This is a genomic window from uncultured Duncaniella sp., assembly GCF_910577345.1.
Classification (GTDB): Bacteria; Bacteroidota; Bacteroidia; order Bacteroidales; family Muribaculaceae; genus Duncaniella.
Window position 1 is genome coordinate 196,503 of sequence record NZ_CAJTMT010000001.1, and the last position, 13,038, is coordinate 209,540.

General features: G+C 50.1%; 14 protein-coding genes. 9 read left to right on the top strand and 5 right to left on the bottom strand.

Going from position 1 to position 13,038, the window contains the following annotated elements:
• Positions 1–234: 234 nt before the first annotated feature.
• From tpiA to folE, 3 genes are all read left to right on the top strand, one after another.
• Complete coding sequence (gene tpiA / locus QZ310_RS00780; protein ID WP_297069342.1) at positions 235–990, top strand: triose-phosphate isomerase; 756 nt, start codon at positions 235–237, stop codon at positions 988–990.
• Between the two features lie 178 nt (positions 991–1,168).
• A complete protein-coding gene (locus QZ310_RS00785) occupies positions 1,169–1,648 on the top strand; it encodes an SPOR domain-containing protein (RefSeq protein ID WP_297069344.1) in 480 nt (159 codons plus the stop codon).
• 50 nt (positions 1,649–1,698) lie between these two features.
• Positions 1,699–2,274, top strand: a complete 576-nt coding sequence (folE, locus tag QZ310_RS00790; protein ID WP_297069346.1) for a GTP cyclohydrolase I FolE — start codon at positions 1,699–1,701, stop codon at positions 2,272–2,274.
• Positions 2,275–2,438: 164 nt separating this feature from the next.
• Here the strand turns inward: folE and QZ310_RS00795 are convergent, their stop codons facing one another.
• The 5 genes from QZ310_RS00795 to QZ310_RS00815 all read right to left on the bottom strand — a co-directional run bounded on the left by QZ310_RS00795 (position 2,439) and on the right by QZ310_RS00815 (position 6,707).
• Positions 2,439–3,032: a LuxR C-terminal-related transcriptional regulator gene (locus QZ310_RS00795; RefSeq protein ID WP_297069348.1), complete on the bottom strand. Its 594-nt coding sequence runs from the start codon at positions 3,030–3,032 to the stop codon at positions 2,439–2,441.
• A gap of 14 nt (positions 3,033–3,046) precedes the next feature.
• The gene (locus QZ310_RS00800; RefSeq protein ID WP_297069350.1) at positions 3,047–3,730 is read right to left on the bottom strand and encodes a hemerythrin domain-containing protein; all 684 of its coding nucleotides are present in this window, start codon (positions 3,728–3,730) and stop codon (positions 3,047–3,049) included.
• Positions 3,727–4,170, bottom strand: coding sequence for a DUF5606 domain-containing protein (locus QZ310_RS00805; RefSeq protein ID WP_297069352.1), 444 nt, complete (start codon positions 4,168–4,170; stop codon positions 3,727–3,729). The genes QZ310_RS00800 and QZ310_RS00805 overlap by 4 nt, the downstream gene beginning before the upstream one ends.
• A 121-nt stretch (positions 4,171–4,291) precedes the next feature.
• Positions 4,292–5,080: a two pore domain potassium channel family protein gene (locus QZ310_RS00810; RefSeq protein ID WP_297069354.1), complete on the bottom strand. Its 789-nt coding sequence runs from the start codon at positions 5,078–5,080 to the stop codon at positions 4,292–4,294.
• A gap of 217 nt (positions 5,081–5,297) precedes the next feature.
• Positions 5,298–6,707, bottom strand: coding sequence for an MATE family efflux transporter (locus tag QZ310_RS00815; RefSeq protein WP_297069356.1), 1,410 nt, complete (start codon positions 6,705–6,707; stop codon positions 5,298–5,300).
• Positions 6,708–6,917: 210 nt separating this feature from the next.
• Between QZ310_RS00815 and QZ310_RS00820 the strand changes: the two genes are divergently transcribed.
• The 6 genes from QZ310_RS00820 to QZ310_RS00845 are packed head-to-tail and all read left to right on the top strand — an operon-like array spanning position 6,918 to position 12,986.
• Complete coding sequence (locus tag QZ310_RS00820) at positions 6,918–7,352, top strand: hypothetical protein (protein WP_297069358.1); 435 nt, start codon at positions 6,918–6,920, stop codon at positions 7,350–7,352.
• Between the two features lie 33 nt (positions 7,353–7,385).
• The gene (locus tag QZ310_RS00825) at positions 7,386–8,168 is read left to right on the top strand and encodes a sulfide/dihydroorotate dehydrogenase-like FAD/NAD-binding protein (RefSeq protein WP_297069498.1); all 783 of its coding nucleotides are present in this window, start codon (positions 7,386–7,388) and stop codon (positions 8,166–8,168) included.
• A 37-nt stretch (positions 8,169–8,205) separates the two neighbouring features.
• Positions 8,206–9,681 carry an NADPH-dependent glutamate synthase gene (gltA, locus tag QZ310_RS00830; RefSeq protein WP_297069360.1) on the top strand — a complete coding sequence of 492 codons (1,476 nt, stop codon included), beginning with the start codon at positions 8,206–8,208 and terminating at the stop codon, positions 9,679–9,681.
• Positions 9,682–9,697: 16 nt separating this feature from the next.
• Entirely contained in the window at positions 9,698–11,131 is a 1,434-nt protein-coding gene (locus QZ310_RS00835) for a hypothetical protein (RefSeq protein WP_297069362.1), read from the top strand.
• A gap of 30 nt (positions 11,132–11,161) precedes the next feature.
• A complete protein-coding gene (gene floA, locus QZ310_RS00840) occupies positions 11,162–12,133 on the top strand; it encodes a flotillin-like protein FloA (protein ID WP_297069364.1) in 972 nt (323 codons plus the stop codon).
• A 10-nt stretch (positions 12,134–12,143) separates the two neighbouring features.
• Positions 12,144–12,986, top strand: a complete 843-nt coding sequence (locus tag QZ310_RS00845) for a histidinol-phosphatase HisJ family protein (protein WP_297069366.1) — start codon at positions 12,144–12,146, stop codon at positions 12,984–12,986.
• The last annotated feature ends 52 nt before the right edge of the window (positions 12,987–13,038 follow it).

Genomic DNA, 13,038 nt, shown 5'->3' on the forward strand with positions numbered 1-13,038 from the left:
AATGATTGGTTTTGACAATTCAGCGGCTTAAATCGGGAAACATAAGCACACTCACTGAAGCGCAAAATTAAGAATTTTTTTCCAAGTAACCGCAAGGGGACATGAAAATGACCTAAAATCGTCACAATTCCCATCCCCCTGCAAAGATTTAGAAGTCGCATGGGTTGAATAATTCAATATAAATAGTTAATTTTGCCCACGAATTTTCAAAAAACCACATTAATTAAGGTAAAAATGAGAAAGAATATCGTAGCAGGCAACTGGAAGATGAACACCACCCTGCCCGAAGGCATCAAACTTGCCGAGGAAGTTAACGCCGCTCTTGAAGGTGCCAACCCCAAATGCGACGTAGTTATCTGTGTTCCTTTCACACACCTCGCTTCAATCAACAACGTAATCAACAAAAACAAACTCGGTCTCGGTGCAGAAAACTGCGCAGACCATCGTTCCGGCGCTTACACCGGTGAAGTTTCAGCACCCATGGTAGCATCAACCGGTGCAACATACGTAATCCTCGGCCACTCAGAGCGCCGTCAGTATTACAACGAGACTTCAGAAACACTCCGCGAGAAAGTACGCCTCGCCCTTGACAACGGTCTCACCCCCATCTTCTGCATCGGCGAAGTTCTCGAACAGCGCGAGGACGGCAGCTACTTCGAAGTAGTGAAAGCCCAGCTCGAAGAAGGCCTCTTCAATCTCGACGCAGAGGAATTCGGCAAAATCGTCATCGCTTACGAACCCGTATGGGCAATCGGCACAGGCAAGACTGCAACCGATGACCAGGCTCAGGAAATCCACGCCTTCATCCGCAAGACAATCGCCGACAAGTATGGCGCAGAAGTTGCCGACAACACCTCAATCCTTTACGGTGGTAGCTGCAAGCCCTCAAACGCCGCACAGCTCTTCGCCAAACCCGACGTTGACGGTGGTCTCATCGGTGGCGCCGCTCTCGAAGCCGCATCCTTCATGGGCATCGTGAACGCATTCTAATCCGAGAGATAGACAAAAATACCGATCCCCGCGCGGCCTTGGCCAAAGCCGTCAAGCCAATGCGCCATCCGCGCGGGGATTTCCCAATCAATACGCCACTCTCTCCCCTACCGGAGATGAATTCTCTCCACAACAGACAACAAATCCAACCCTTTCACTCACACACCAGACTTTTTTCATGAAATCATTCGTCTTACCGCTGATGCTGCTTTCTCTTTCACCTTTGGCAAAGGCCGAAACAGAAATTGTCACCATCGTGGACCATATCACCGGCGGCAACTCCAACGTCGTAAACCAGCCTGAAAAGATGCTCAGACGACTCATGCCCGCAGCCGCTCCGGCAGAAGAGGAAAAGGAGAAAGAAGAGGTGGCCCGTCCGGTCAACGGCCGCATGGCAGGCTATCGTGTCCAGGTGTTCAGTGACAACAACGCGCGCACAGCCAAGAACGAAGCGCGTTCAAAACAGCGTGTCATATCCTCACGCTTCCCGAACTACCAGACCTACGTCATGTACACTTCGCCCTACTGGCGCCTCAAAGTCGGAGACTTCAAGACACAAAGAGAAGCCAACGCGGCCGCAGAGGAACTGCGCAAGGCATTCCCCTCCTACAGCAAGGAAATCCGCGTCGTGCGCGACCGTGTGAACGTTCATGAATAACAAATAGACGTCGATAACCGACGCAAGAGGTCAATCTAAAAAATATCAAAGTGAGAGAACTTAGCGAAGACACCATCAGGGAAATAGCAGGTCACTACGAGGCCATCATCCGCCTTCTTGGAGAAGACGTGACGCGCGAAGGGCTTGTCAAGACACCCATGCGCGCGGCAAAAGCCATGGCTTACGTCACAAGGGGATACCGTCAGGATGCCGATGAACTGATCAACGGTGCTATATTTTCACACGAAGGCTCACGCATGGTCGTGGTAAAGGACATTGAATTTTACTCACTGTGCGAACATCATATACTTCCATTTTTCGGAAAAGTATCCATCGGATACATACCAAACGGCAAAACCATAGGCCTCAGTAAGCTTGCAAGGCTCGTCGATTTCTATGCACGTCGCTTGCAGGTCCAGGAACGCATGACCGCACAGATTTGCAAAATCGTCATGGAAAAACTCGGCGCGAAGGGTGTAATCGTAGCCTGTACGGGCGAACATCTCTGCATGAAAATGCGTGGCGTCGAAAAGCAAGCCTCAGCAACCACGACCATTGAAACCGCGGGAGTGTTTGACGACTCCCCCGCCCTCAGAGACGAATTCTTCAACACACTGGCCCACTGAATGATACTATAGCCATAATAAACAAAACAATACAGAAAAAACGGAAAGGCTACGAGACAGCTAAATCGCTGTTGAAAATGCCTTTCCGTTTTTTCTTTTCTGTATTGTTTTGTTTTTTATTCCGGGTATGCTACACCGAAACGCATGGACTCATGGTCACCGTTCTAAAGCTTACCCATATCAGGCTTTATATCCTCCAGCTTCACAAGATTCGACACGATTGCATAAATCGTAAGACCGGCAGGCGTGTGGATGTGCAGTTTTGAGGCTATATTGCGCCGATGAGTCATCACTGTGTTCACCGACACATTCATTTCAGATGCGATCTCCTTATTGGACAAGCCCTTGACGATTCCGACAATAACCTCCTTCTCACGGGGACTGAGGTCTTTTCCTTTGTCATCGTCATCCTCTGTCCGGATGTTGCGCTTGACAGTCTCGATGATTGTCTCCACAGAATCGTAGATTGAGACCGTGTCATCGAACCATCGCAACTGTTCCTTAGGCATCTGCTGGAACAATACGGCTATTATCTTCACAGGAGAAGACGACGGGCTTTTGACGGCATCCCATCTCACTGCCGAGACAGGATCGACAATCAGCAAAGACGGACGTATGCGGGCCAAATCCTCAAGGTATGACTCGTTGCGCAGTTCAGCCACCGAGCAGGGCAAATCCGGAACCGAGCGGAGAATCGCTGTAATTCCGGCAGAAGCCAGAGCCGAGGGCATCATTATCGCTATGGAAACGTGGCGCATCACAAATAAATCTATTAATCCTGATTTTCCATCCGTGAAATCAACGGCACGAGTATGTCGTTTTCAATCCTTGCATGAGACTTCAAATCCTCTTCACAATTATATATGTCGGCAAGAGCGTCATACATTCTGAATGGCATTGAAGTCGAATAGTAGCGCAGGATGATATTCTTCAATTCCGACAGTTTCTCCTCGATTTCATCGTCGTGATGACGGCGGAATATGTCAATCCTGTAGTCCGACGTGCTGCCACCGGAAAGGCTTCGCACGTAGGGGAACACGACGTTTTCCTCGTAGTTGAAATGATTCTTCACGAGGGTTGTGTAGTCGTCAAAAAATTTGATTATGATGGGGTTGATGTCGTCGTGCCCTGCATCCAACGCTGAAATGAGGTTGGTGCGGATGTGAGGAAGTTTATAAGACAGATAGTAGTCATGGGAATTATGCAGAAAGTAGACCACGTCTGCCGGACTGACCCCGGGGAGGGCATTTGAATCTATCTCACCGCCAAGAAGGAAGTTGATGATAAGGAGAAAGGCATTGGTATGTATGCCTGACTCCTCACACAACTCTCCGATGGTCTTCTGACCGAATCCGAGGGGGAGGGAAAAACGGCTAAGGACAGTGAGGACGTTGTAGTCATAATCTATCAGATCGACCACACTGTCCCTTGCTGTGAAAAGTCGGTTCAGTCTCACTTCTGCTCGCTTTCAGGGGCTGTTTCGGGTTCTTCTGCAGGAGCGTCATCCTTGTCGGCAAACTCTGTGATACCGCCTTCGAGAAGCTGATTGTACCATGTGAGGAGTTTCTTGATGTCGGAAGTATAGACGCGCTCACGGTCAAAATCGGGGAGGATTTCAGCGAAATACTCGCGGACAGCCTCATCGTTGCCAATGGCCTTGATGCCGACAGGCGCTCCGTTGGCTTTCTTTTTCACGCTTTCAAGCACGGTTGTGAGGGGGATGTCGTCCTCAACAGTGTAGATTGAAATGTCGCCGAGGGAAATCACCTTGTCATGAGCGTAGGCAGGTGTACGTTTTCCGGTGGTGATAGACTCTACGATGAGCATGTTTTTACCACGGTTGACAAGACGGAAAAGGCCGGGACGGCCGGATATTGAAAGAATGGTTTTGAGCATGGTGTCGATAAGTAAATTTTAAGTTTCTTATTTTTGCAGCGACAAAGATACGAATTTTATAGGTCCCGCACAAAGTATTTGTGCATTTTGATGAATATCTTTCGCGCGTATGCTCCCCCGCTCATCTCTCATGTGGGGTATTGTTGCCGGACTGTGCCGTGGCTGCAGGGCCGGCGGTCTGCGAAGGTTTTCCGGGAGCAGGAGCCGAAGACGTGTCGCCATCGGGCGACGAGACCTGTCCGGCATAGCTGTCGGTCAGAAAGACGGTGAATATGGGGAAGAAAATCAAGCCCATAGCCGAAAGCATCACGCCCAACACGCGCCCCGTGACAGTGACAGCATGGATGGAGCATCCGGCAGTGGTAAGGCTCATGATTGACCATAGGAGCGACGACCAGTAGTCAGGGACAAGTGGATTGGCTGCGTGTTCCGACACAAAAAATGTCAGGGAACAGAAATAGACAGCGACAATAAGGACTGTCATATATGTCATCAGCATGTTCTTTGCCCAACGCGTCGATGTGGTGAAGCCCGTGACAATAGTAAACACGTAGGCGGTGCGTATCATCGGGACAAAGCGGAGGATGTATTGAACATGCTCATCAATCTTTATGTCGAAATGATGTATGATGTTGAGATACGGAATCGATATGAGCAGAAAAAGGATATGATTCACGAAATAGCGCCACCGCCTCGGCGCAAAACTCATCTCGATAAAAACATCGGCAATGAAAAACAGGCAACACCAGAACTGCACACGGAGATAGGTCTCGTCGGCCAGAAACGAGACATTGCGCAGGGTGTCGAGAGTGATTAAGGTAATGAGCAATATCGAAAGTATTATCACGCCGAAGTGCATGATCCTCATTATCCTCAGACGGTCTTTGCTTAGTGGAATTTGCTTGTACATTGAGAAGAAAACAAATAGTTGACGTTGGATTGATACAGGCTTTGCAGCATGTATCTGTTTAACACTTTTACGCCAAAGATTGTTGCGGTTTGAATTAACGATCAGTTTAAACAGCCCTCTTCAACACTATTCATGGAGATACGGAAGAGAAACGGCAATTGCATAACAGTCAACAGAATCCGCACCAGGATTGCGGATCTGCAGGGAGAACACGGAATCACGCCACAGAAACGCTCTCGATCCTGCGGAAACGCGAGAGCTGCCAGCCGACCATGATGGCGGTGACCAGTGTGGCAATCAAGTCAGAAGTCGGGAATGCGGCCCATATTCCGTCAAGACCGAACTTCGGGGGGAGCAGTAACAATAAGGGTATGAGAAAGAGTACCTGACGGGTCAACGACAGGAAAATAGAGGCTGAGGCTTTCCCGATTGACTGGAAAAGGGTGGTCGAGACAACCTGAAAGCCAACCACAGTAAATGCAAGCATGGAAATGTGGAGACATCTTGATGTCTCGGCTATGAGGCCGGGATCGGTGGTGAATGCCCGGCCGATAAGATGAGGAATTGCCAAGCCGATTATTTGACCGGTAGCCACAATGACCGTCGACACTCCCACCGCAAGCCAGTAGGTGCGTCGGAGACGGTGGATAGTACCCGCCCCGTAATTGTAGCCAATTATAGGCTGCATACCTTGGCAGATGCCGACAACCACCATAGTCATCAGGGAAGTATAGGTGGTGAATATGCCTGCGGCAGCTACAGCGGTATCGCCACCGTGAATGTACAATGTCTTGTTGATGATGACATTTATAAAACACGAAGCTGCATTGACCAGCGAAGGCGCGGCTCCGATTGAGAGCATCGGAACGACCACCCGCCAGCTCAAACGATACATTTCTTTATCGGGCAGGAAGCGGAGAGTGCTTTTCGGCTTGAAAAAATGCCACATCACAAACATGGCTGAAACCATCATCGAAATATCCGTGGCTATCGCCGCGCCTTTTATACCCCACTCGAAATAATAGATAAAAATAGGGTCGAGGACAAGATTCACGGCAGCTCCTATGAACATCGTCACCATCGCACGGACAGGATAGCCGGAAGCGCGCATGAAGTTGTTGAAGGTGAAGGCAAAGTTTGTCATGAACATGCCCGGCAGGATGTAGAGCATCAGCTCGCGGGCGTAGGGCAAGCTCACTTCACTCGCTCCAAACGCGACAAGGATGTCGTCGATGAATACTGCGAAACATGTGAGGTAACAGCATATAATTATCGAGAGCAGCACCAGAGCATTGCCAAGGACATTTTGCGCGCCCTTGAAATCTTTAGCGCCAAGCAATATGGATATTCTTGCGGAACCACCTGCACCTATGAGTATACCAAGAGCCGCCGACAGATTCATCACCGGAAAGGTTATGGCAAGACCGGCTATAGCCTCAGGGCCGACCCATTGACCGATGAATATTCTGTCAACGATATTGTAAAGAGACATGACGAGCATACCCACGACGGCGGGAAGACTGTATTTCCACAGCAGACGGCCTACAGGTGCATCGCTCAGCTCTTTAAGGTTTCTTGACTCTTTGTTCAGGGATTCCATCATCGCAAAATTACTAAATTTTGTCATGGCCACCTTATTTTTAGCAAATTTTAGCGTTTGTTTGAGAGATAAATATTAATTTTGTAGATTAAGAAGCAAGTAAACAGCTTACTATACATAATGGTTAAATTTATTTTTCTCTTAATAGCCTCAATGTGTGGTCTTTTTGCACAAGCAGGGGTAAAGGACCTCGACATGTTTTGCCTCAAAGGCCCCGTCGATTCAATCTGTATAATAATGAATGACGCAGGACTTGAATGGCAGAACGAGTTCACATTTGACGAGCACGGAATGCTTGTTGAGCTTGACGGCATGGAGGTTGAATGTACACGCGACGAACTGGGACGAATGAAAACCATCATTGTCGAAGACGTTGTGGAGGACAATGAGGATGCGTTCACAACCATAGAAATGCATCTTTTTTATGATAATGCCGGACGCGTCATCAAAGTGACCTCCATGTCGGCCGACGAGACCTGGACGCAGAATTACCGTTATCACCACAACGGCAATCTGAAGGAACGGGACTATGACAGCGTTGACAGTGACGAGATGCTCACCTACGTCTACCTCAAGTTCGACGATTACGGCAACTGGACCAAACGTCAGGAGAAACTTGCGTCAATGGACCAGACTATAACGCAGACACGAAACATCACTTATCGAAAATAATATAACTGACAAATCGCATACATAGCCATGTCAATGTTCAAGATTGTAGAGAAAGAACATTTCTCGGAAAATGTGGTAAAACTTGTAGTGGAAGCGCCCATGATAGCGCAGTCGCGCCGTCCAGGACACTTCGTCATCGTGCGCACAGGCGAAGGGGGCGAACGCATCCCCCTCACAATAGCCGACGCAGACCTTAAACGCGGGACGATAACACTCGTCATCCAGGCCATCGGTGAAAGCACCCGAAAAATCTGCGCCCTTGAACCGGGCGACTGCCTGACTGATGTAGTCGGACCACTCGGTCAGGCCACTCATATTGAAAAGGTCGGCACAGTGGTCTGCTGCGGTGGCGGCGTCGGTGTCGCCCCTCTCCTACCCATCATCAAAGCCATGAAAGAGGCCGGCAACCGCGTCGTATCAATCCTCGCGGCCCGCACATCCGAACTTATCATACTCGAAAAAGAGGTGGCAGAGTTCAGCGACGAGGTGATTTTCATGACCGACGACGGCTCTAAGGGTCAGAAAGGTCTCGTGACTGCCGGAGTCGAAGCTGTAATAGAACGCGAGAAGGTTGATCTTGTCGTAGCCATCGGTCCTGCGGTAATGATGAAATTCGTCGCACTCACCACGAAAAAGCATGATGTCCCCACTATGGTCTCACTCAACACCATCATGGTCGACGGAACCGGAATGTGTGGTGCCTGCCGTGTGACAGTCGACGGGAAGACCAAATTTGTATGTATCGACGGTCCGGAGTTCGATGCCCACAAGGTAGATTTCGACGAAATGATAATGCGTCTGAAAGCCTACAATTAAAAGAAAACATTCAAAACAACAGCATATAATTTCAGAAATGAATACCGATACCAACCGCGATGCCAAATGGCGCGAGGAACTGCGCTCGGCCCTCAGTGCGAAGGAGCGTACATCCATTCCCCGTGCGGTAATACCTCAGCTTGATCCTAAATTCCGTGTTCATTCCAACCACGAGGTGAATCAGGGCCTCTCTCAGGCACAGGCCGTGCTTGAGGCCACCCGCTGCCTTGACTGTCCTGACCCACAGTGTATCCAAGGATGCCCTGTATCAATTGCCATCCCATCCTTCATCAAGAATATCGAGCGTGGCGAAATCCTTACGGCTGCCAAGGTGCTGAAACAGACAAGCGCACTCCCGGCCGTCTGCGGACGTGTTTGCCCGCAGGAAAAGCAGTGTGAATCGCGCTGTATCTACAACAAGATGAAAAAGCCGCCGGTGGCCATCGGCTATCTCGAACGCTTTGCCGCCGACTTCGAGCGCGAGAATATCAAGGCCAACAACATCGAGCTTCGTCCGAGCGCTGTCGAAAAGAACGGCATGAACATCGCCGTTGTCGGCTCAGGTCCCGCCGGACTGTCGTTTGCCGGAGACATGATTAAGAAAGGATATAATGTGACTGTCTACGAGGCGTTGCATGAAATCGGAGGTGTGTTGAAATACGGCATACCTGAATTCCGTCTCCCTAATGTTGTTGTCGAAGCTGAAATTGACGGTCTGCGCGCCGAAGGTGTCAACTTCGTCAAGGACTGCGTCATCGGCAAGACAATATCCTACGACCAACTGCATCAACTTGGCTATGACGGTATATTCGTAGCCTCCGGAGCCGGTCTTCCCCGCTTCATGGGCATTCCCGGTGAGAATTTCATCGGCATCATGTCGGCCAATGAATACCTGACCCGAATCAATCTCATGGGTGCAGGCCGTCCCGGCGAGGACACCCCCGTGCTTAAGGGGAACCGCGTTGCCGTCATCGGTGGTGGCAATACCGCAATGGACTCCGTGCGCACCGCCCTGCGTCAAGGCTCAAAGACAGCCATGATTGTCTACCGCCGCAGTCTTGAGGAAATGCCTGCACGAGTTGAGGAGGTCCACCATGCGCAGGAAGAAGGTGTCGAATTCATGACACTTTGCAATCCTATTGAATATCTCGCCGATGAGAAAGGCAGGGTAAGGGCAATGAAGGTGCAGCGCATGGAACTTGGCGAGCCTGATGCCTCTGGACGCCGCTCGCCTGTGCCCATCGAAGGAGCGATTGAGGAAATCGAGGTCGATCTGGTGATTGTCAGTGTCGGTGTCTCCCCCAACCCGCTTATCCCCAATGCAATTCCCGAACTTGAGATTTCACGCCGAGGAACCATCGTTGTCAACGAGGAAAGTATGCGCTCTTCCATCTACGACATCTATGCCGGCGGAGATATTGTCCGTGGCGGCGCCACAGTGATTCTTGCCATGGGCGACGGACGCCGTGCAGCCGCAGCCATGGACAAGGAACTTATGAAACAAGAGAAGTAATCCCCTATTTTCAAGAATGAACGTAACCCTTCGACATATCCTATTCTCCGGCCTTGCCACCGTGGCTATGGCCGGAGCTGCCATAACTCCGGAGGAAGTGACAAAAGCTGTCAGTCTTGCGCGTGAATCGCCGAAGAACCGCGTGTTAAGCCGTAAAGCCGGTATCGCACTTCAGGAAGCCGGCAGATATAAGGATGCCATCACATATTATCTGAAAAGCGACAACTCCGGCAATCTCGGAGCTGCCGAATGCTATTTCTATCTCTACGACTATGACAAAGCTGAGGAGTATCTTGACAAATACCTCGACAAGCGAAGCAAAGTCGAAGAGGAAAAGGACAAGGATTTCTCCTACGGCGACGGCAGTGAGACCATTGACTGGACTGACAATCTGCGAAGCCGTATAGAACTCGGACGCTCAATGCTCGACCGCGTCGAGAAGATCGAGATTATCGACAGCATAAACGTGCCGTCGGACGAATTCTTCAGATTCATCAAGCTTGCCAAAAGCGCCGGAAGTCTTGGCGATGAGTCGGTGATTGATGATGTGGTGACAGAAACCGCCCTGCAGCAATTAGGAGTGACAAGCCTTTGGGCACCTGTCTACTCGAGCGAATCAGGCGACGACGTGATTTGGTACGGTTCGACTGAGAACGGCGACTCCAAAATGTTCGAGTCAATCCGTCTGACTGACGGAAGCTGGGACAAACCGAACGAATTGTTTGACTATGCCTCCATCTTCGGAAACGCAAACGGCTCGTGGGTTTCCTATCCCTTCCTTATGTCGGACGGCGTCACCCTCTATTTCGCTGCTGACGGAGAAAACTCACTCGGTGAACTCGACATATTCATCTCGCGACGTGACTCCGACGGATTCCTGCAACCATCCAACGTCGGTATGCCCTACAACTCCCCCTACAATGACTACCTCTATGCAATCGACGAGGAGAATGGTGTCGGGTGGTGGGTATCCGACAGAAATCAGTTGAATGACTCTGTGACAATCTATACTTTTATCCCTCAGGAATTGCGCGTCAACTATCCTGTCGAGACTCCGAACCTCACAGACTACGCCCGTGTAAAGTCCATCGCAATGACACAGAACGAATCGACTGACTATGAGAAAATCAAAAAGCGCATTGCATCCTCAGGAGCATCTAAACGCGGCAACGCAAAGATGAATTTTGAGTTCGCTTTGCCCGGAGGCAGAATAATCACTTCCATGTCACAGCTCTCAAATCCCCAGTCGGTGAACGCCCTCAACGAGTATCTCTCCGAGAAGGAAAACTACGATAAACTTCGCGAAGAGCTTGCCTCACTACGGCAAGCATACGCCAACCGCGACAAGTCTGTCACCGATAAGATACTTTCAGCCGAGCAGGAACTTGCAGACAAGAAACTGGAATTGCTCAGACTGAAAAACCGCGTTGTCAGACTGGAATCGCGATAATATCCTTAACCTTAATATACTAACGATTTTATGGAAGTAACCCTCATTCTGATATTGATTGCGGTTGTAATCATTATCTGTATTTTCTTCTACTACGTCCCGTTCTTCCTATGGATTTCGGCACGGGTGAGCGGAGTGAGAATCTCACTGATGCAACTGTTTCTCATGCGCATCCGTAAGGTACCCGCTTCTGTCATTGTCCGCGCCCTCATCGAGGCTCACAAGGCCGGTCTGAACGACGTGACAAGAGATGATCTTGAAGCCCATTATCTTGCCGGCGGTAACGTGGAGAAAGTTGTCCATGCCCTCGTCTCGGCATCAAAGGCCAATATCGACCTCGGTTTCAAAATGGCTACTGCCATTGACCTTGCCGGTCGCGACGTATTTCAGGCAGTGCAGATGTCTGTCAACCCGAAGGTCATCGAAACTCCGCATGTAACAGCTGTGGCCAAGGACGGCATCCAGCTTATCGCAATTGCCCGCGTGACCGTGCGCGCCAACATCCGTCAGCTCGTCGGCGGAGCCGGAGAGGACACTGTCCTCGCGCGCGTCGGTGAAGGCATCGTCTCGTCCATCGGTTCATCAGAAAGCCACAAGCAGGTGCTTGAAAATCCTGACAACATATCCAAGCTTGTGCTCCGCAAGGGTCTTGACTCCGGAACAGCCTTTGAGATTCTTTCAATCGACATCGCCGACATTGACATAGGCAAGAACATCGGCGCTGCCCTTCAGATTGACCAGGCTCAGGCTGACAAGAGTATCGCGCAGGCCAAAGCCGAAGAGCGCAGGGCTATGGCTATCGCCCTCGAGCAGGAAATGCGTGCAAAGGCACAGGAAGCACGTGCGAAAGTAATCGAAGCCGAAGCGGAACTGCCACGTGCTATGGCCCAGGCTTTCCTCACCGGCAACCTCGGTGTCATGGACTATTACCGCATGAAGAATATCGAATCGGATACAAACATGCGCCAGAACATCGCAAACCCTCCCACATCAACCAAATAAGGACTGAACAGTGAACATCAGAGAAATAGTAAACTCCACAAGAGACTATAACTTACATTCTCATACACAATTCTGTGACGGGCGCGCCGAAATGGTGCGCTTTGTCGAAGCAGCAATCGAAGCCGGGATACGTCATCTCGGCTTCACTCCCCACTCTCCCATCCCCATCGCTTCACCTTGCAATATGAAATCGGAAGCCGTCGGTGAATATATCAGCGAGTTTTCCCGACTCAAAGAAAAACATGCGGGCACAATCAATCTCTATCTGTCAATGGAAATCGACTATCTCGGGAAGCTGTGGGGCGCGAGTCATGAATATTTCAAATCCATCCCACTCGACTACCGTCTCAGCTCCATACATTTCATCCCGACTCAGGATGGAGAACTGATAGATGTCGACGGAAGTCCTGACGGCTTCATCAAGAAGATGCACAAATATTTTCATGACGACATCCATTATGTGGTCGACACCTTCTATCAACACACGCTCGACATGATTGAGGCAGGCGGATTTGACATAATTGGACATTTTGACAAAATCGGATTCAACGCATCGCGCTATCAGCCCGGAATAGAGGAAGAAGCTTGGTACAAAAAACATCTCGACAACGTCATTGACGCACTCATAGCAAGCGGAACGATTGTTGAGGTCAACACCAAGGCTTGGGAACCACCGGTTGGAAGCAGCGAAAAGGAGGCACGGGAATATGTGCCACGGCTCTTCCCTTCAGCACCAACAATCCACCGGCTCCGTGATGCGGGAGTGACACTTGCGGTAAACAGCGATGTCCACTATCCGGAGCGCATCAGTTTCGGTCGAAAAGCTGCATTTGAAATCATCGATGAAGTATAACGATTGAACGAAAACAGCATCTCAACACATCAACATTGAAAAAATGAAAACC